Origin of the sequence: Tsukamurella sp. NPDC003166 (assembly GCF_040611135.1) — a bacterium.
Taxonomy (GTDB): Bacteria; Actinomycetota; Actinomycetes; order Mycobacteriales; family Mycobacteriaceae; genus Tsukamurella.
Genome location: NZ_JBEXNL010000017.1, coordinates 62310 through 82597, shown reverse-complemented (window position 1 = coordinate 82597; position 20288 = coordinate 62310). Strand labels below are relative to the sequence as shown.

9 protein-coding genes are annotated in these 20288 nt (G+C 72.0%); 5 read left to right on the top strand and 4 right to left on the bottom strand.

From position 1 onward, the window contains the following. The 3 genes from ABZX10_RS17965 to ABZX10_RS17955 all read right to left on the bottom strand — a co-directional run bounded on the left by ABZX10_RS17965 (position 1) and on the right by ABZX10_RS17955 (position 15226). Positions 1-5463, bottom strand: a complete 5463-nt coding sequence (locus ABZX10_RS17965; RefSeq protein WP_355542815.1) for a carboxyl transferase domain-containing protein — start codon at positions 5461-5463, stop codon at positions 1-3. 64 nt (positions 5464-5527) lie between these two features. After that, positions 5528-5911, bottom strand: coding sequence for a holo-ACP synthase (locus ABZX10_RS17960; RefSeq protein ID WP_355542810.1), 384 nt, complete (start codon positions 5909-5911; stop codon positions 5528-5530). Between the two features lie 18 nt (positions 5912-5929). Then, on the bottom strand, positions 5930-15226 hold the full coding sequence (locus ABZX10_RS17955; RefSeq protein WP_355542807.1) for a fatty acid synthase subunit beta domain-containing protein: 9297 nt from the start codon (positions 15224-15226) through the stop codon (positions 5930-5932). Positions 15227-15534: 308 nt separating this feature from the next. Between ABZX10_RS17955 and ABZX10_RS17950 the strand changes: the two genes are divergently transcribed. Then, entirely contained in the window at positions 15535-16353 is an 819-nt protein-coding gene (locus ABZX10_RS17950; protein WP_355542804.1) for an NAD-dependent deacylase, read from the top strand. Here the strand turns inward: ABZX10_RS17950 and ABZX10_RS17945 are convergent. Beyond that, positions 16328-17665, bottom strand: a complete 1338-nt coding sequence (locus ABZX10_RS17945) for a hypothetical protein (RefSeq protein WP_355542801.1) — start codon at positions 17663-17665, stop codon at positions 16328-16330. The genes ABZX10_RS17950 and ABZX10_RS17945 overlap by 26 nt on opposite strands. Before the next feature lie 116 nt (positions 17666-17781). Between ABZX10_RS17945 and ABZX10_RS17940 the strand changes: the two genes are divergently transcribed. Genes ABZX10_RS17940 through ABZX10_RS17925 form a run of 4 tightly spaced genes read left to right on the top strand, consistent with a single transcriptional unit; the run spans position 17782 to position 20288 of the window. Continuing rightward, on the top strand, positions 17782-18165 hold the full coding sequence (locus tag ABZX10_RS17940; protein ID WP_355542798.1) for a hypothetical protein: 384 nt from the start codon (positions 17782-17784) through the stop codon (positions 18163-18165). Beyond that, positions 18162-18749, top strand: a complete 588-nt coding sequence (locus ABZX10_RS17935) for a DUF3558 domain-containing protein (protein WP_355542795.1) — start codon at positions 18162-18164, stop codon at positions 18747-18749. Before ABZX10_RS17940 ends, ABZX10_RS17935 begins: the two co-directional genes overlap by 4 nt. Positions 18750-18793: 44 nt before the next feature. Then, positions 18794-19618, top strand: coding sequence for a shikimate 5-dehydrogenase (locus ABZX10_RS17930; RefSeq protein WP_355542792.1), 825 nt, complete (start codon positions 18794-18796; stop codon positions 19616-19618). Between the two features lie 13 nt (positions 19619-19631). Further along, positions 19632-20288 carry a hypothetical protein gene (locus ABZX10_RS17925; protein ID WP_355542789.1) on the top strand — a complete coding sequence of 219 codons (657 nt, stop codon included), beginning with the start codon at positions 19632-19634 and terminating at the stop codon, positions 20286-20288.

The window sequence follows — 20288 nt, the reverse complement described above, 5'->3', positions numbered from 1 at the left end:
CTACTGCGCGGCCTCGATCACCGCGATGATCTTCGGGCGCAGGTCGGCGGCGGCGATGATCTCGTCGACGGAGCCGACCTCGACGGCGCGGCGGATGCTGTGCACCCCGTCGAACTCGGAGGCGACCTCGCCCAGCTTCTCGGCGCGAACGGAGCCGCGCACCTCGTCGAGCTCGGCCAGCAGCGCGGCGCGCTCGGTGCCGGTGGCCTCGCCCACCTGCGCCTCGAGCTCGGTGACCCGGTCGTCGCCGGCAGTGCGGGCGTTGACCTCACCGGAGAACACCACTGCCGCGGCGGGGGCACCGCCGAGCACCGAGGCGAACGAGCCCTCGATGGCCAGCACGGTCATGTTCGGGTTCAGCTGCTTGCTGAACACCACGAACGCGCCGCCGTGGTAGCGCGAGATCACGCAGAACACGATCGGGCCGGAGAAGTTGACGATCGCCCGGCCGATCTCCGCGCCGTACTCCAGCTGCAGCTTGCGCAGCGACTCGGGCGAGCCGTCGAAGCCCGACAGGTTCGCGAGCACCACCAGCGGACGGTTGTCGCTGGCGCCGTTGATCGCGCGGGCCGCCTTTTTCGACGACTGCGGGAACAACGTGCCGGCCGTGTACGTGTCCGGGCCGTCCGTGGCCGGGAAGCCAAGGCGCGGTACGGACTTCGACTCGATACCGAGCAAGCAGACCGGGATGCCGCCGATGTGCACGTCCTGCACCACCGCGGTCTCGGCGTCGGCCATGCCGGCCCAGCGCTCGAGCACCTCGTGGTCCTGGTCCGACAGCGCCCGCATCACGGTGCGGATGTCGAAGGGCTTCTTGCGGTCCGGGTTCTTCTCCGCGGAGAAGATGTCGCCGACCGTCGTGAAGTCGCTGTCCGCCAGCACGTGCGGGAAGACCGTGATGTCGCGGTCGGCCGGGTCCGTGGTGGCGGCGCGGCGCGGGGCCTGCTCGCCGGGGGCGATGTAGGTGTGCGCGTAGTGCTCCATCAGGATCGAGTGCGCGCCCATGAGATCCGCCGCCCAGTACTGCGCCTGGCCGTTCGGACCCATGATCCGGTCGTAGCCGCCGATGCCGAAGTTGTCCTCGGCCGAGACGCCGCCCGAGAAGTCCAGCGACTGCTTGCCGGTGAGCACCATCGCCGACTCCGGCGTCATGATCAGCACGCCCTTGGTGTGCATGAGCATCGTGGCCTCGGCGTTCCAGTACGGCTGCGCGCCCACGTTGATACCGGCGGAGACGATGTTGATCTCGCCGCCCTGCTGGGTGAACTCGACGATCTTCTTGAGCGCGGCGGCCACCCAGTCCATGTTCTCGGTGCCCGAATCCATGGAGATGCGGGCGCCGGCCGACAGGGCGTACCACTCGACCGGCAGCTCCATCCGGTGCGCGAGGTCGATCGCCGCGCTGATCCGGCGGCACTCCGCCTCGGCCAGCGCGCCCAGCGACTTCGTCGGATCGCCCAGCAGCAGAACACGCTTGACGCCCTCGGGGTGCAGATCAGTGGGCGTCGAGATCACGCCCACGACGATGCCCGCCGTGTTGCGGCCCTTCGGCCGGTCGGTCGGGACCAGCACGTCGGCGATATCGCCCTCGGCCAGCTCGTACTCGACGAAATCGCCCAGTACGGAGGTGAGCTCGTACGGGTACGCGGTGTTGCGGCTCGCGGCGCGCAGCACCTTCTGCCGGTAGCCGTCGATCGGTTCGACGACGTCGGCGACCTCCTCGACGGGGGCGCCGATGTGCAGGTCCGCACGACCGGTGGGGCTGAACGACACCCGCACCTCGGTCTTGACCAGATCACCCGTCGACGCGTCGCGCCGGCGGCCGATGAGCAGCACCTCCTCGAGGCCCGCGCCCACCGAGGTCGACTCGATGTGCCCGGCAAGAGCCTCGAGCTCGGCGTCGCTGAGATCCACCGGCGGCCAGATGTACATGACGATCCGGTTGGTGGGCAGCCGCTTGGCGCTGGGCCGCCCGGCCTGGGCCCGGCGGATCGAGTCCACACACGTCGCGAGCGCGATCTCGGCCGTCGGCAGGGCGAGCAGGCGCTCCTGGGCGTCGCGCACCGCGGCCAGGTCGCGGACCTGGGCGAAGGCGACCAGGCGGTCGTCTGCCGGGTTCTCCTTGGCGACGGCGCGGTACAGGTACACCTCCTCGTCGTCGGACGAGGTGAGGCGGGTCAGGTCGAAGCGGCGCAGCCGCTCGAGCTGCATCCGCTGCGCGATGTACGGGTGCAGGCCGCGGATCAGGCGGTCCTCGACGACACCGTTGGCGCCGGCGCGGAAGGTGAAGTGGTGGTGCATGACCGCGCCGCCGCTGCCCGCGACCGTGATCGTCACGCGCCGCACCTGCGCCGGCAGCGGGTGCGCCGACAGCACGCTGTCGAACGCGGCCACCATCTCGTCCTGGTCGTCGGGCTGCTGCTCCCAGCTCAGGTAGATGTCGGCGTCCACCGACGCCGCGCCCTCGGCGACCTGCGCCAGCCCGGCGACCGCGCCGCTGAGGCCGTCGTACGACACAGCGGCGGAGGCGAGCAGCGCACCGTCGCGCTCGGCGACGACCCACTCGGTGCCCGCGACGTCCTGCGTGCGGACCTCGGTCAGCCCCTTGTTGCCGTAGTAGCGGCGGGTGAGCACCTCGAGCATGACCGCGTTGTCGGTCGGGTGATCGCCCGCCAGCCGCTCGCCGAGGAGCAGGACCAGGGGCTCGGTGCTGCGCACCATCTCCGCGATCCGGTCCGCACGATCGGCGGCCGTGGGGTTCTGGTCGAGGTGCGTCAGGTGCGCCCGCACCGCCGAGTAGACGGCCTCGCGGTTGCCGCGCAGCAGCGGCTGGCCGAACCAGGCGAAGACCACCCCGCGGGCGAGGTCGGCGATCACCGGGTAGCGCGACTGCGTCGCGTCGATGAGGCGCTCCAGTACGGCGCGCGCGTCGCCGCCCGTCGCGGCCGACGGTGCCGGTTCGCGCAGCCACTTGCGCAGGAGCGCGGTGATCACGCGGACGCCGACCTTCGGGCGCTGCTGCGCGAGGAAGATCCGGAACACCGCCGACTCGAGCTCGGGCGTGCGATCGAGCTCGGTGACGCCGTAGTGGCTGAGCGCGGCCGCCAACTTCGCGCGGTACGAGTCCGGCAGGCCCGCGCGGTCCGCATCGAGGCTGCGCAGGTAGGTGTGGAAGTGCTCGCGCGGGCTGTGCACCTCGTCGTCGCCGCCGACCGAGCGGCGCAGGCCCAGCTCGGCCAGGTCGGCGAAGACGCCGGCCAGCGCCAGCTCCTCCGGCGCCGGAGCCGCGCCCTCCAGCTCGGCGGCCACGCGGTCGATGAGGTAGGCGTCCAGCAGGCGGCTCTCGTCGGCGGGGTCGACGTCGTAGCCCAGCAGCTGGCTGCGCAGCGCGTCGCGGCCCTCGGCCGCGCGCTCGACGGCACCCACCTGCGCGGGCTCCTCAGGAAGATCGATGGGGCCTGCGGCGCTGCCGGCGGCCTCCTCGTCGCCGTCGCCGAGCGGCTCGAGCCGCAGGAGCGGCGCACCGGCCTCGACCTGGCTGCCGACGGTGACCGAGGACTCCTTGAGCCGCGCCGAGAAGGGCGCGCGCAGCACCGTCTCCATCTTCATGGACTCGAGCACCAGGATCGGCGCGCCCGCCTCGACCTCGTCGCCCACGGCCAGCGGCACGGCGACCACGAGCGCGGGCGCCGGCGAGCGGACCACGCCGCCCTCGTCGCGGCTGACGCGGTGGGTGACCCCGTCCACGTCGACCACGTGGACCGGACCGTGCGTGCCGGTGGTGAGCCGGTACCGGACGCCGTTCACGACGGCCTGCCCGGTGTGGTTGTCGAAGCGCTCGAGATCGACGTCGGCGGTACGGGTCTCCGCGCCGGTGTCGATGACCAGGCGGAAGGTGTGCGCGCCGATCCGTGCCACGCGGACGCGGTAGCTCGCGCCGCGCAGCTTGAAGTCGAGGGGGTTGCCGCTCTCGTGCTGCACCTGCGGCCGCCCGCCCGACGCCGTGGTCAGGAGGCGGGTGAGCTCGGTGCGCTCCTCGTCCTCGTACGCGTCGATCGCGGCGGACGCCAGCGCGACCGAGGTGTGGCGGTCGGCCACCAGGCGACCTTCGCCGCGGACCCGGTCGATCCACCCGGTGTCGGCGCTGCCGTCGATCACCTCGGGCTGGTTCAGCAGGTCGAGGACGAAGCTCTTGTTGGTGGCGCCGCCCTCGATGATGACGCGGGTCTCGTTCATGGCGCGACGCAGCCGGCCCAGGGCCTGGTCGCGGTCGCTGCCGTAGGCGATGACCTTGGCGATCATCGAGTCGAAGTCGGCCGGGATGGTGTCACCCTGCGAGACGCCGGTGTCGATGCGGATGCCGGGACCGGCGGGCAGGTCGAGCAGCGCGATGCGGCCCGGCGCGGGCGCGAAGTCGCGGTCCGGGTCCTCGGCGTTCAGGCGCGCCTCGATGGCGTGCCCGCGCTCGACCGGACGCGCACCGTCGAGCTTGCCGCCCGAGGCGACGTGCAGCTGCGCACGGACCAGGTCGAAGTCGTTCGTGACCTCCGTGATCGGGTGCTCCACCTGCAGGCGGGTGTTCACCTCGAGGAAGGCGAGCAGGTCGTCGCCCGGGTGGTACAGGAACTCGACGGTGGCGGCGCCGCGGTAGCCGACCTTGATCGCGAGCCGCTCGGCGGACTCCTTGAGCCGCTGAACCTGCTCGGGACCGAGCACCGGCGAGGCGGACTCCTCGATGACCTTCTGGTTGCGGCGCTGCACCGAGCAGTCGCGGACGCCGAGCGCCCAGGCGGTCTCGCCGTCGGAGATCACCTGGACCTCGACGTGCCGAGCGCCGGTGACCAGGCGCTCCAGGAACACGACGCCGCTGCCGAAGGCGCGCTCCGCCTCGTCGCGGGTGCGCAGGTAGGCGTCCTCGAGGTCCGCGTCGGAGGCGACCATGCGGATGCCGCGGCCGCCGCCACCGGCGGTGGCCTTGAGCATGAGCGGGTAGCCGATGTCCTTCGCCTTGGCCTTGGCGTCCTCGAGCGTCTCGACGGGTCCGCGGCTCCACGGCGCGACGGGAACGCCGACCTCCTCGGCGATCAGCTTGGCGCCGATCTTGTCGCCCAGCTGGCGCATCGCGTCGGGGCTCGGCCCGACGAAGGTCACGCCGACCTCGGCGCACTTCTCCGCGAAGACGGGATCCTCGGCGACGAAGCCCCAGCCGACCCACGCCGCGTCGGCGCCGGTCTCCTGCAGGGCCTTGCCGAGCAGTTCGTAGTTCAGGTACGGACGTGCCGCTGCGGGTCCCAGGTCGTACGCGATGTCGGCCTCGCGGACGAAGGTCGCGGTGCGGTCGACGTCGGTGTAGAGGGCGACGGTCTCGATCTGCTGCCCGGTCTCGGCGGCCAGGTCACGGACCGCGTGGATGAGGCGCATCGCGGCCTCACCTCGGTTCACGATGGCGATTCGGCTGAACACTCGCTTGTTCCCTTTCGGCTCTATCCTCTGCCCGACTGCAGTCCGGTTCCGGACCGTCGCGCTCTTAAGTTCGTTCGATCACCGCGAACGCCGCCGCGGTGTCACCGTCGTGGGTGAGTGACACATGGATCGTCGCGCCCTCCCCGAGGTCGGCCGCGATACGCCCGTACACGCGCACCGCTGGACGCCCCCAGGCGTCCGAGACGACCTCCACCTCCCGCGCCCCGACCTCCTTCTCGGCGGGCCGCTGCGCGTAGAAGCCCGACGAGAACGCCTTGAACACGGCCTCTTTGGCCGCCCACCGGGCGGCCAAAGAGCGCACGTCGCCGGCGGCGTCCCGTCGTTCCGCGGGGCTGAAGGACGAGAGCATCGTGGTCCCCGGCTGCGCGAGTTGCTCCGCGAAGCCGGGCACGTGCACCACGTCGATCCCGATCCCCACCACGGCCATGGCGGGAAGCCTATCCCGCTACCTGCAGCCGTCGGCGCAGTACGTGCCGTCGGCTCCCAGCCGCTCGTTCTCGTCGAGCAGCAGCGCCGCCTCGTTGCGGTCCGTGACCTCCGACGAGACGTCGGCGCCGAAGCGCCGGCCCGCCGGGGGCTTGCGGTACAGGTCCGACCGGCCGCACATCGCCGACAGCACCGCGCGCCGGCCCGCGACCTCACGCTCACGCGCCCGAGCCAGGTACTCCGCCCGCGCCTGCTCGTCCATCGAGGCCAGGAACGCGTCGCGGTGCACGACCGCGATGAGCCCCGACACGTGGCCGAAGCCGAGCGACGTGAGCAGGCCCGCCTTCGGGCGGAAGGCGTCGTCGAACCGGTGCGTCTCGCGCAGCCAGACGAGGTGCGGGTACTTGCGCATCTCGTCGTCGACGCAGTCGAGGCTGCGGTTCGGCGGGAGCACCTGCTCGTTGAGCATCTGGCACATGCCGATCAGCTGGAACGCCGCGGCGCCGCCCTTCGCGTGGCCGGTCAGCGACTTCTGCGAGACCACGAACAGCGGCGCACCCTCGCTGCGACCGATCGAGTCGGCGATCCGCTCGTGCAGGTTCGCCTCGTTCGGGTCGTTCGCGTTGGTCGACGTGTCGTGCTTGCTGATGATCGAGACGTCGTCGGCGGACACGCCCAGCTGCCGCAGGCTGCGGGCGATCGGCGCCTCCGGGCCGCCGGCGGCCACGGACAGCGCACCCATGCCGGGGGCGGGGATGGAGGTGTGCACGCCGTCACCGAAGCTCTGCGCCCACGCCACCACGCCGAGGACGGGCAGGCCCATCTTCGCCGCGATGTCGCCGCGGGCCAGCAGCACCGTGCCGCCGCCGTTGGACTCGACGAAGCCGCCACGACGTCGGTCGTTGGCGCGGGAGAAGCGGCGCGGGCTGATGCCCTTGGCCAGCATCTTCTCGCTGTCCGCCGTGGCCTGCATCATACCGAAGCCCGTGATGCCCTCGATCGACAGGTCGTCGAAGCCGCCGGTCACCGCGAACAGGGCCTTGCCGACCTTGATCTTGTCGACGCCCTCCTCGACGGAGACGGCCGCCGTGGCGCACGCCGCCACCGGGTGGATCATCGCGCCGTAGCTGCCGATGTAGCTCTGCACGACGTGCGCGGCGACGACGTTCGGCAGGGCCTCCTGCAGGATGTCGTTCTGGTTCGGCTCGCCGAGCAGGGTGTTGATGAACAGGTCGCGCATCGAACTCATGCCGCCCATGCCCGTGCCCTGCGTGTTGGCCACGTGCGACGGGTGCACGTACTCCATCAGCTCGGCCGGCTCGAAGCCCGCGGAGATGAAGGCGTCCACGGTGGCCACCAGGTTCCACAGGGCCAGGCGGTCGACCGACTCCATCATCTCGGGCGTGACGCCCCAGTGCGTGGGGTCGAAGCCGTCCGGAACCTGGCCGCCGACGCTGCGCAGCAGCTTGGTGCGGCGCGGCACGCGGATCTCGGTGCCCGCCTTGCGGGTCACGTTCCACTCCCCCGACTCCATCGGCACCGCGCGGGTGTTCTCCGGGTCGGCGTCGACGAACGCACGGGCCTCGGCCTCGTTCGCCACCACGAAGGACATGTCGTCCGGCAGGAACACCGACACCAGCAGCGGCGCCGTCTTGTCGATCATGTCGCCGTCGTCGCTGAACTCGCGGATGCCGCAGCGCTCCACGACAGCGTCGTGATACTTGTCGGCCAGCTCGGCCTCGGGCACCAGATCGCCCGACTCGGCGTCGTACCAGCCCGGCTCCGGGTCGTTCTCCCAGGTGATCATGCCGGTCACCCATGCCAGCTCCGCGACGCCGGCCGCCGAGAGGCGCTCGTCGACCTCCATCTCGAAGCGGGTCCGCGAGCTGCCGTACGGGCCGACCTCACCGGCGCCGACGATGACGACCATGTCCTCGGGACGCGCGTCGATCGCGCCCCAGTTCGGATCACCCAGAGTCGCGACCGGTGCGCCGGGCAGCGCCGCGATGGCACCGTCGTCCTCGGACTCCGCGGCCTCCGCCAGACGGGCCTCCATGGCCTGCTCGGCGAGCGCCTTCATGTCGAGGCTGACACCGCCCAGCCCACCCGTCAGGTCGTCGAACAGCGGGGCCGTCGCGGCCCGCTCCCGCGCCTCGACGGTGGCGTTGGCCAGCAGCTTGTCGGCCATCTCGAAGGTGGACCAGGTGCGCACGCCGGCGGCCTCGACGGCCTCGACGAGCGGGTCGTTGCCGCCCATCAGGCCCGTACCACGGACCCAGCCGATGATGGCGTGGGCCAGCGTGACGCGCTCCGACCAGGACTTCTCCGCGTTCCAGCGGGTGACGAGCGCGTCCAGGGAGGCCTTCGCCTCGCCGTAGGCACCGTCGCCGCCGAACATGCCGCGGTTCGGCGAACCGGGCAGCACCACGTGCAGCCGCGACGCGAGGTCGACGTCCTTGCCGATCGCGGCGAGGCCGGCGATCAGCCGCTCCACCGACCACAGCAGGATCTTCATCTCGAGCTCGGCGCGGGGGCCGGCGTCCGACATGTCGCCGGACACCCGGGGCGCCGCGAAGGGGAACAGCAGCGTCGGGTTCAGCGCCTCCTTGTGGACCACCGTGTACGGGCCCACCGTCTCGGCCTGCCGCTCCCCGATCCACTCGACGAGGGCGTCGACATCGGCGTAGCTCGACATGTTGGCCGGGACCACCCACAGCGCCGCGTCGGTGCGGGCGCTCGTGCGGTACAGCTCCTTGAAGAAGGTCAGGCGCTTGTCGTCGAGGCGGCTCGTCGTCGCGATGACGGTGGCGCCGCCCGCGAGCAGGCGTCCCGCGACCGCGGCCGCGATCGACCCGGCGGACGCGCCGGTGACCACGGCGACCTCGCCGTCGTAGATGCCGGGCTCCGGCGTCGACTCGGCGAGCTCCGCCAGGAACCTGTAGGCCTCGGCGTGCTCGGTGCGGCCGACCTCGGTGGCCTTGCGCTCCCACCAGCGCGCCTGGTCCAGGAGCGCCTTGCCGGCGCCCTTGGCGGTCTCCAGGATGTGCTTGCTGTAGGTCGGGAAGGTCGACGGGTCCATGTTCCACACGCGGAGCAGGTCCTCGCGGGCGCTGGCCCAGCGGTCGTCCAGCAGGACGGCCTTGTTCGCGTCGAAGGCCGGCGCGACGGCACCCGCCCAGTCGTCGCCGAGCTCGGTGGCGATCAGCGCGGCGAGCCGCTCCGACTCGTCGTCGAGCGACGGCAGGCCGCCCTGCTCGTCCGCGAGGCCCAGCTTGCTCAGGAGCACGCGGGCCGATGCGGCCAGGGCACCGTCGGGTCCGGTGATCGCGGAGGTGAACTCGGCGAGCGCCGCGGCGTCCACGGTCGCGCCGCCACCCCCGCCGCCGGCGGAGGGCTTGCCCACGGGCACGCCCTGCGCGGCGCCGACCTCGGCGACCGCGCGGTCGATCAGCGCGTCGAGCGCGGCCGCGTTGGACACGGCACCGTCGAGCAGCGTCGCGAGATCGCCGCCGCGGACGGACGCGCCCTCCCGGGTGCCGGTGGCCAGCGCGAGCACGGTGTGCTGCGCCCAGCCGGGGCCCAGCTCCCAGGTGCCGGTCACGTACTCGGTGATGTAGTTCGGGCGCTTGCCGGTCGAGCCCAGCAGCTTGCGCAGCTGGTTGCCGACGGTCTCCGAGAGCACCGGGCCGAGCGGCTTGTAGGTGCGCGCCAGCTTGGTGACGGTACCCGCGAGCGTCGGCAGGTCGGCCTCCGCGGCGCCGTCGATGGCGCCCAGGTTGAGCTCGCTGCCCAGGTCGAGCAGGAGCTGGTTGCGGCGCGAACTGACGCCGTCGCACAGCGTCTCGATCGTGTCGGTCTTCTCCAGCTGGTCCGGACGCATCTTGGTCCAGATCGCGATCATCGCGCGGGTGGCGTCCGCGGCGTCGAAGCCGAGGTCGGCCGGGCGGGGTCCGCCCGACGGAGCGCTCGCCACCGGAGCGGCGCTCGGTGCCGCCGCGGGGGCCGACGGTGCCGCGGCCTCCGCGGGTGCCTCGTCGGCGCCCTCGTCCTCGGCGACGTCCTCGTCGGTCGCGAAGACCTTCGCGGCGTCGCGCTCGGCGTTGAGCACGGTCGCGGCGGCGCGCTGGTACGAGGCCAGCGCGAGGGTACGGCTGGCGAGGTTCGCGAGCGTCGGGGCGGACGCGAGGCCCACCTCGACGAACCGCTCGACGCCCAGGCCGCCGTGGTCGGTGTCGATGAGCAGCTGGTCCTGCGTCTCGATCCAGCGGACGGGGCTGGCGAACTGCCACGCCAGGAGCTCGATGAGCAGGGTCCGGGCGGTCGCCATCGGGGTCTTCGCGGCCGCGTCCCAGTCGGCGACGAGCTCCCGCACCGGCTCGCTGGGCACCACGTCGAGGATCGACAGCGCGAAGTCGGCAGTCAGCTCGAACGGGCGCGCGACGAGGTTCGGCAGGTACTTGCCGACCAGCTTGGTGTAGTCGAACTCGGCGGGCACCAGCTCCTGCAGGCGCTCCGCGAACTCCGGCACGCCGGCGCGCAGCACCGACGAGTGGAACGGGATGTCGATGCCCGGCACCTGCTGGAAGGCCTTCGGGCTGCCGGTGCGCTCGGCGATGGCCCGCTCCAGGGCGGCGAGGCCGGCCTGGTTACCGACCACGACGTACTGCGCGCCGCGCAGGTTCAGGTTCACGATCTCGGCGAACTCATCCGCGCCCTCGAGGTTGCCCTCCACCCAGTCGGTCAGCTCGGCGTCGTCGACGTCGAACAGCTCGGGGCGCAGCGCCGCCATCGAGTACGGGCTGCGGCCCTGCTCGTCGCGGGGCACCAGCTGCTGCATGATGCGGCCGCGGTGGAACACGGTCTCGAGGATCGTGCCGAGCGGCAGCACGCCGGCGGAGGCCAGCGCGTTGTACTCACCCACGGAGTGGCCGGCGATGATCGGCGCGTCCACGCGGGCGCCGGCCTCGGCCAGCTCGGCGAGCTGGGCGCAGGCGACGGTGGCCATCGCGACCTGGGTGAACTCCGTCAGGTAGAGGACACCGTCGGGATGGCTGTAGACGGTGCCGTTCGCGCGGATCGACAGCGGGTTGTCGCGGACCACGGCGAGGATGGAGAAGCCGAGGTGCTCGCGGGTGTGCGCGTCGGCGGCGTCCCAGACCTCACGGGCGGCCTTGCTGCGCGAGCGCTGGGCCAGGCCCATGCCCTTGCCCTGGATGCCCTGGCCGGGGAAGACGTAGGCGGTGACAGCCGGGAAGGCCACTGCCGTCGCGGCCATCACGAGGTCGTCGCCGACCTTCGCAGTGACCTCGAGCAGCTCGCCGCCGCGGTCGATGCCGACGCGCTCGACGGTGAACTGCACCTCGTCGCCCGGCAGGACCATGCCCAGGAAGCGAGTGGTCCAGCCGCGGATCTTGCGGTGCATGACGTCGCCGTTGGAGGCGGACGCCACCTGCTGCGCCGCAGCCGAGAGCCACATGCCGTGCACGATCGGGCCGGGCAGGCCCGCCAGGCTCGCCGCGACCTGCGAGGTGTGGATCGGGTTGAAGTCGCCGGACACGGCCGCGAATCCGCTCATGTCCTGTGGGGCGTTGACGACCGCCTGGCGGACCCGCTTGCGCGGCGTCTCGGTCGCGGTCTCGCCGCGCGCGCCGCCCGCGGGCTGCGGGTCGGCCAGCTCGGCGGAGCCGGTGCGGCCGCGGATCGCGAACCGCTCGGTCATGACCACTGCGGGGGCGTCCGCACCCGGCGTGCGGACATCGATGCCGACGGTGACCACGGTGCCGATGTCGGTGGCGGTCACGTCCTCCAGACGCGCCGTGGCGCGGTAGGCACCGGGGGCCGGGTTGGCCGCCAGCTCGATCGCGTGATCGAGGTGGACCAGGTCGAGCATGCCCTCGACGACGGGACGCCCCTCGGCCGTGGTGGCCGCACCGACCACGGCGAAGGACGCGGGCCAGCACAGGCCGACGAAGGCGTCCGGCACGGCCAGCTGCTCGTCGCCGTACAGCGCCGACAGGCCCACGGGGAGGCTGTCCGCCGTGATGGCCGCGTGGTCGGCGGCGTCCTCGGCGCGGAACTCGAAGTCGATGGTCGCCGCGCCGTCGGAGACGGCGGGCAGGTCGCCCGCGGCCGCCAGTGCCACCAGCTTCGACATGGCCTCGCTGGCCTCGCCGAGCTCGATGACGGGCACGCCACCGTCGGCGCAGCTGTCCGGCACCTGGATCGGGATGACGAGCTCGGTGCCCGAGACGGGGACATGGAGCACGACGGCGTTCGGGCCGGTCACGACGATGCGCGCGCCGGTCGTCGACTGCACGGCCGAGGCGGCGTCACCGTCGGACGAGGTGGTCCAGGTGCTGCCGGCGCCGAGCCGCGCGATGGGGCTGTGCACGAGGCGACCGGCCCAGAGCACGTTGGTGGCGGCGAGGGCCCGCGCCAGCGGCACGGACTCGACGCCCGGCACCACGCGGCGGCCGGCGACGGCCTCCGCGACGGCGCCCTCGCCGATCCGGCGGCGCACCAGCTCGGCCTCGAACCGGTTGAGCAGATCACCCACGGGCTCGTCGACGCGGGTGATGCCGGCGACGGCCTCGGGGCCGGGGATGATGCACACCTCGTCGGCGGAGTACCGCGGCGAGTGCGCCTGCCACAGCGAATCGGAGCGCCACCAGCGGCGGACGTCCTTGTCGACGACGGGCACGAAGTTGACCGGCTTGCCCGGCGTGCGGCAGAGCGAGACGAAGAAGGGCACGTCGGCCGGGTGCAGGCGGGTCGACGATGCCTCCGGGTAGCGCTGCAGCAGCCGCTCGAGCGCGGCATAGGCGTCGTCGGTGGCGGAGACATCGGCGAAGGCGGTCTCGATGGGGCCGCGGTCCTCGTCGGCGAGGCGGGCCTCGGCGCGGTGCAGCATCGACAGGAACCGGTCCTGATGCGTGATGTCGAGCCAGCCGTAGTCGCCGAAGGCGTTCGGGTCGGCGGAGGCGACCTGCTCGCGGGTGCCCACCGACAGCTCGAGGTAGCGCTCGAGCCACTGCGCGTAAGTCATCGCATCGGCGTCGCCGAAGTAGGGCTTGGCGGTGCCGGCCATCGCGGCGATGATCTCGTCGCGGCGCTCGGCCACGGCATCGCCGTCACCGGCGACCTCGTCGAGCAGGCGGCCGCACGCGGAGGCGGTGTTGTCGATCTCGTGGATGTCGGCGCCCAGCTGGCTGCGGCCGGAGGCCATCCCGCCGCCGGCGTGGCCGGCGCCGATCCAGTCGGGGGTGCCGGGGATCTCGGCGAGCAGGCGCTTGACGTCGGCCGAGGTGGTGGCCTCCAGCGTGGCCATCGCGGCGGTCCCGACCAGGATGCCGTCGACCGGCATCGCGGGGGCGCCGTACCTGCGCGACCACTCGCCGGAGAGGTACTCGGCCGCCAGTTCGGGCGTGCCGATGCCGCCGCCGACGGCGAGCACGATGTTGTTGCGGTCGCGCAGCTCGGCGTAGGTGGCGAGCAGCAGCTCGTCCAGGTCCTCCCAGGAGTGGTGGCCGCCGGCCTTGCCGCCCTCGACGTGCACGATGACGGGGTACTGCGGGACCTCGGCCGCGATGCGCGCCACCTGGCGGATCTGCTCGACGGTGCCCGGCTTGAACGCGACGTGGCGCATGCCGGCGTCGGTGAGCTCCTCGACGAGCGCGGTGGCCTCCTCCAGCTCGGGGATGCCGGCGGTGATGATGACGCCGTCGAGCGGGGCGCCCGCCGCGCGGGCCTTCTGCACGATCCGCTTGCCGCCGAGCTGCAGCTTCCACAGGTACGGGTCGAGGAACAGCGAGTTGAACTGGGCGGCGCGGCCCGGCTCGAGCAGCGCGGTCAGCTTCTCGACGTTGTCGGCGAAGATCGGCTCGGTGACCTGGCCGCCGCCGGCGAGCTCGGCCCAGTGGCCGGCGTTGGCGGCCGCGGCGACGATGCCGGGATCGACGGTGGTCGGGGTCATGCCCGCCAGCAGGATCGGGCTACGGCCGGTGAGCTCGGTGAACCGGGTGGACAGCACGGTGCGACCGTCGGGCAGCGAGACCACGCGGGGCGAGAACTCCGACCACGCGAGCGGGAGCTCGGGCACGCCGCCGGGCGAGAACAGGTTGCGGGCGCCGCGCAGCGTGGTGGCGGGGACGAGGCCCACGCCGCGGCCGCGCGCGGGGGCGGCCGAGAGCTTGGTGGCGATGTCCTCGGGGCCGAGGTCGATCAGCCAGCGCGCGCCCTTGGCGATCGCACCCTCGACGTCGGCGACCCAGTCGACCTGCTCGACGAGCACGGCCGCGGCCAGGCGGCCGGCGACCTCGGCGTCGAGGCCGCAGCGCTGCGCCCACTCGGTCACGAGCGCGACGCCCTCGGCGAGCGCGGGGTGGTGGAAGCCGATGTCGACGGCGACGTCCTCGAACTTCGGCGCGAAGGCCGCGCCGCCGGTCAGCTTCTCCTTGCGGTCCGCCTCCTCGGTCTCGGCGACGGACTCGCAGAATTCGCGGAAGCCCGCGAGCAGCTTGGGGGTGCCGGTGAGCACGAAGGAGTTGCGGTTGTTGCGCACCGCGAGCACCGGACCGCACGCGTCGAAGGCGACGGTGGCGGTGAAGTCGGCGAGCAGGGCCTCGAGCTTGTCCTGGCGGACGCCGGCCACGGACATCATCGGGGTGGCGCCGCCGAGGGCGACGAGGCCCCGGCGGCGCGCGACCACGCGGCCCGCGGCGCCGATCAGCCGCGCGATGGCGAGCAGATCGCCCTCGTTGCCGCGCGAGGCGAACGCCGAGACGGCGAGCTGGCCCTGCGAGTGGCCGATGACGGCGACGGGCGGCACGTCCCACGGGTCGAGGCCCTGGGCCTCGAGGCCGTACAGCGCCACGAGCTGGCTGAACAGCACGCCGGGAACGGAGAAGACGGCACCGTCGACCTGGGGCGCGAGGACGCGGCGCGCGCCGGGCGCGGCCGGGGCGCTCTCCTCGCCCTCCTCGTCGGGGGTCTCGGCCTCGGAGGCGGCGATCGACGCGTCGCGCCACCGCATCGGGTCGAAGGTCAGGGCCTGGGCGCGCAGCAGCTCGGCGCGGACCGGCTCGAGCGCGCTGTCCGCACGCGCGACGAAGCCGTCGAACTTCTCGCGGTACTCGGGATCGTCGGCGAGGCCGGTCTGCTCCAGGAGGGAGACGAGGCCGGGCAACCACGGGCCGCCCTGTCCACCGAAGATCAGGGCGTACTGCTCCCCCGCTGCCAATCTGTCGACCAGTGCGTCGTTGCTCCGGGGGCCTTTGGCCGCACGCGTGTTCGCGGTGACGAAATCGTCGACAGTCATGAATCTCCTCGGATCAATTCACTGCGCGCCGCTATGACGGCACGTCCGCGGCAGGCCCGCGGAAAACCCGTGTTCCATGAGACCACAGGTTTCGCGATACCTCTGACGTGCGGATTTGTAACCAGCGGGTATACCGGCGAGTAGCTTGGAGATATCGATTCACGGGTGTATCCGAAGGCTGATACACGCATGAATCCATGCAGGTCTTCCGGCACGTGACGGCGATCACCGATGTTTCCCGCGAGTAGCAGTTGTTATCGAATCGTTACCGTCACAGGAGCCGACGCGCCGCTGGGTACGCTGAGCCGATGCAGCCCCGCATGCGCCCCTCCGACCGTCCCGCCGCAGTGCCCGTGCCGCCCGCCGTGGCCGAGCTCGTGCGCTCCGCCGAGACCGTCGCCGTGCTCACCGGGGCGGGCATGAGCCGCGAGTCGGGCATCTCCACCTTCCGCGAGGCGCAGACAGGCCTCTGGGAGCAGTACGACCCCGAGGAGATCGCCTCGGTCGACGGCTGGTCGCGCGACAACGCCCTGGTCTGGGGCTGGTACCAGTGGCGCGCACACGTCGCGCGCCGGGCGGACCCGAACGACGGTCACATCGCCCTCGCCGAGCTCGCCGCGAGCCGGGCCGTCGCCATCGCCACGCAGAACGTCGACGACCTGCACGAACGCGCGGGCTCGCAGGCGGTCTCGCACCTGCACGGCAGCCTCTTCGCCCCGCGCTGCGAGCACTGCGGCACGCCTTATCTCGGCGCGGACGCCTTCCTGCCCGACGATGCCGACGTCGCACCCGAGCTGCGCACCACGCCGCCCACCTGCATGCACTGCCTCTCCCCGGTGCGGCCGGGGATCGTCTGGTTCGGCGAGTCCCTCCCGATGGACGCCTGGGCCCGGGCGGAGGCCTCGGTGCTCACCGCCGACGTCGTACTGGTGGTCGGGACGTCCGGCCTCGTCCACCCCGCCGCGCGGCTGCCCGAGCTGGCCCTGGAGACCGGGATCCCGGTGATCGAGATCAACCCCGCCGCGACCCCCCTGAGCGACCGGGCCACCCACGCGTGGCGGGGATCCGCGGCCACGACGCTGCCCGCGCTGGTCGCCGCCGTCAGCGCGGAGCCTGCTCCGTCCTGACCGGCGGAACGGGAGGCCGGGCCGGTTCCGGCGCACCGTCGGACCGCCACTGACCGATGACTCCCGGCCCGACCAGCGGCATGTCGCCGACCAGCTCCTCGCCGTTGCGGCGGTCGATCAGGTAGGCGGGTGCGCGGTGCCGGCCGTCGCCCTGGCCGCGCTGTCCGGCGCCGCCCGCCGGCGGCATCCCGTACGGCCCCGAGGCGGGGCGCGCGCCCGTGGTCGGGGCGCCCGTACCCGCCGCCGGCGTCGAGGTCGAGCGGAGGGCGGACGCGTCCTGCCGCAGTCCCAACGGCGACGCGGCCCGGGTGAGGTCCGGCGTGCGCGTGCCCGCTCCCCCGACGGCGGTCCGTGACGTGGGCGTGAGGGGCACCGAGGCGGCCGGGCTGAGCAGCCCGGACCCGCGCTCCTCGACGGTGTCCGTCGCGGCGGGGTCGTCGGAGAGCGGGTCCGTCCCCGCGCCGACCGGGTCGGCGGCCGTCGGCGTACCCGTCCCGGCGCCCGCACCCGTCCCCGTACCGCCGGTGCCGCCCGCACCCGTGCCGGATCCCGTATCGCCGCCCTGCCCCGTCCCCCGCCCGCCGGCGGGGTTCACCGCGTCCGCGGTATCCGTCGCGACCGGGCCGGTCCCGGTGCCGGCACTCTCGTCGCCCGTGCCCGACGGTGCGTCGCCACCTCCCGTCGTCCCGCCGCCCTCGCCTGCGCCCTCGCCTGCGCCCGAGCCGACCGACGGGGTGTCGGCGCCCGCCGGCGGAGCCTCGACCGACGGTGACCGATCGCCTCTGCGCTCGGCGTCACGTCCGAAGCCGATCCGGGTGACCTCCGCGCCGAGCGGCATCGTGGCCGCGTCCGCCTGGACCGGGGTCGTGTACGTCGCCCGCAGCTCGGCGGCGACCGCGGCACCGACGCCGCTCCTGGTCGTGTTCCCGGCCCTGGCGGTGCTCCCCGGATCCGCGAGGTCACTGAATTTCGCGGTGGTCGCCGTCGCCGCGCTCGACAGTCCCGTCAGCTGCCGCACCGTCCCGGCGATCTCCCTGTCGACGAGGTACGACGCCGTGGCGAACCGGCCGATCTGCTGGAAGCCCGCGTCCGCCGCCTCGCCCGTCCACCGCGGCACGAGCGCGGCCACGTCGCGTTCCAGCTCAGCGACACTCAGGGCGTGGGTGGACCCCGCCTGGCCGATGGCCCGGGCGTCGGCCGCGATGCCGCCGCCGGACAGCTTCCTGGCGATCGCCCGGATCTCCGACGCCGCCATCTCCTCGAACGGGGTGCTGCCGATGTCGCGAAAACCCTCCATGTTCATTGGACGCACCAGCGGCCCGTCCGGTTCCCGTGCCGGCCGAATCCCGGCGGGAACCGATCGCCGCGCTGGTGCGTCCAATTGATAGGTGCGCTCGTCGGAGGCGCGTCGACGCGGAGGAGGTCGCCATGGCCGGCGGTGAGCTGACAGACATCATCGAGGCGGCGCGCGAGGGGATCGCGAGTCGGCCGAACATGGTGTCCGACGGGAACCCGCAAGAAGAGCTCGCCCGCGCCTTGGAGCGCCACGCGGATCGGCTTGTCTCTGCGGCGCACGGCTTGCGCGAAGTTGGAGCGATCAATCACCTCGGTCCGACCGTGGAGGGAGAGGCAGCGACGTACAACATTCAGCTGGGTGTTGTGGAACATGAGCGTTCGCTCCACAACACCTTCCTGTCGCAGGCCACAGAGGCTCGCTCCCTTGCTGCTACCTACCGCGAAATCGGCAGATGGATCCTCCGTACCGAAGGCGCCAGCGAGGACGAGATCAGCCAGTTGATCAGACCACAATGAGACAGGGCACAGCGGTGATCACCCTTATCGGCGCACTCGTCGTTGGGGGCTGCTCCGTGACCGTGCCGGGTGAACCGGCGGCCGCCAGATCGAATCGCACATCCGCTAGGCCTCTGCCGTTCTCCCCAACGGTCAAGAATCGCACCAATGACCGCAACGATGGCACGCCCTTCGAGCCCTGCAGTGCCTACTCGGATTCCGAACTGCATGTACTCGACATTGATCCGACATCCGTCCAAGATGCGGCTCAGGTCGACTCCGCCAACTACCGGGGCTGCCGTTGGCGAGAAGCCGGCTACACAGCCGCCCGCGGCGGAGGCGACTACTCTCAGATCGTCGGGCTCAAGATGTCCCTCAAGCAGTACAAGCACCACATGAGTACAAAGAGGTGGCAGACCGACCGCATGGTGGACGGTCGCCGTCTGGCACTCTATTCGGAGAACAACTACTGCTCGGCTGTATTCGCTTCCGAGCAGGCCATCGTGGTGACGATTGCGGGCTCGACCAATCCCTCCCCCGGACGCACCGTCGAATGTGCGCGCGCGGTGGCGTTCGCGACCCTCGCCATCACGAAGGCGCCGTAGCGACCCGCCCACGGCCGGGCTGCGGGCGGATTAGGGTGAGCGGGATGAACGACACGATCGCCATGCCCGACCGCGACACCGTCCTGTGCATGTCACTCTCCGGCCGGCCCAGCAACATCGGTACCCGGTTCCACAACTTCCTGTACCGGGAATTGAGTCTGAATTTCTTCTACAAGGCCTTCACCACCACCGATCTGCCGGCGGCGATCGGCGGGGTGCGGGCTCTGGGTGTCCGCGGCTGCGCGATCTCGATGCCCTTCAAGGAGGCGGTGATCGAGCTGGTGGACGTCATGGAGCCGTCGGCGACCGCGATCGACTCGGTGAACACGATCGTCAATGTCGACGGTGTGCTGCACGCCTACAACACGGACTACGCGGCGGTCGCCTCGCTGCTCGCGTCGAACGCGGTCGACCCGGCACTGCCCGTTGCCGTCGCCGGGTCGGGCGGCATGGCCAAGGCCGTGGTCGCGGCGCTGCGCGATCACGGTTGCTCCGACGTGACGGTCGTGGCCCGCAACACCGAAGCGGGCACCGCGCTCGCGGGCCAGTACGGCTTCCGGCACGCGACCACCGCGCCCGACGGTGCCCGGGTCCTGGTCAATGCGACGCCCGTCGGGATGGCGGGCGGTCCGGCCGCCGACGATCTGTCGTTCCCGGCAGCACTGATCGCCGCTGCCGACACCGTCTTCGACGTGGTGGCGATGCCGCCGGAGACGCCGCTGGTGCGCGCCGGGCGCGCGGCCGGCGCGACGGTGATCACTGGCGCCGAGGTTATCGCCCTGCAGGCCGCCGAGCAGTTCGTGCTCTACACCGGCGTTCGCCCCGACCCGGACCTGGTACGCCGCGCCTCGGAATACTCGCGCTCCTAGTACCTTTCGACTCATGAATCGCACGTACTCGATCGCCATTGTGGCTGCATCCCTGGTCGTTGCCTCGTCCGTCGCGAGCTGCAGCGGCACGCCGGACATCACGTTCGGCTCCCCGATCACCACCGGCGCACCGATCTCGGTCCCCGCCGGCGAGGTCCCGTTCTCCCAGTGGCCCGACACGTGCACGCTGCTCACCGACCAGGAGATCACCGCGATCCTGCCGCAGGCCACAGACATCACGCGCAAGCCGAAGAAGATCACCCTCCTCGGACGTCTGGGCACCGTCAACCCCGATCTGTCGGTGTCGGGCGGATCGTCCGGGGGCGTACTCCCGAAGGGCACGTGCGCGTACAGCTTCACGCTCCCGAACGAGCACGACCTGAAAGGACTGACCTTCCTCGAGGTCAGTCTCCCGGCGATCTCGACGCCCGCCACCATCGCGCAGTACTACGACGAGCAGCTCTCGACGCACGGCAAGCATCTCGACGTGGGGTCCGCCTGGGGCCCGCAGCGCTGCGATGTGCGCACCGAGAGCGTCATCGAGGCGGTGTGCCAGTCCGGACGGTTCTACTTCGAGATCAGCACCGAGGCCGAACGCACCTCGAACGACGACTGGCGCGAGAAGGTCCTCAAGCCGGCTGTCCAGACCCTCTCGACCCACCTGCGCTAG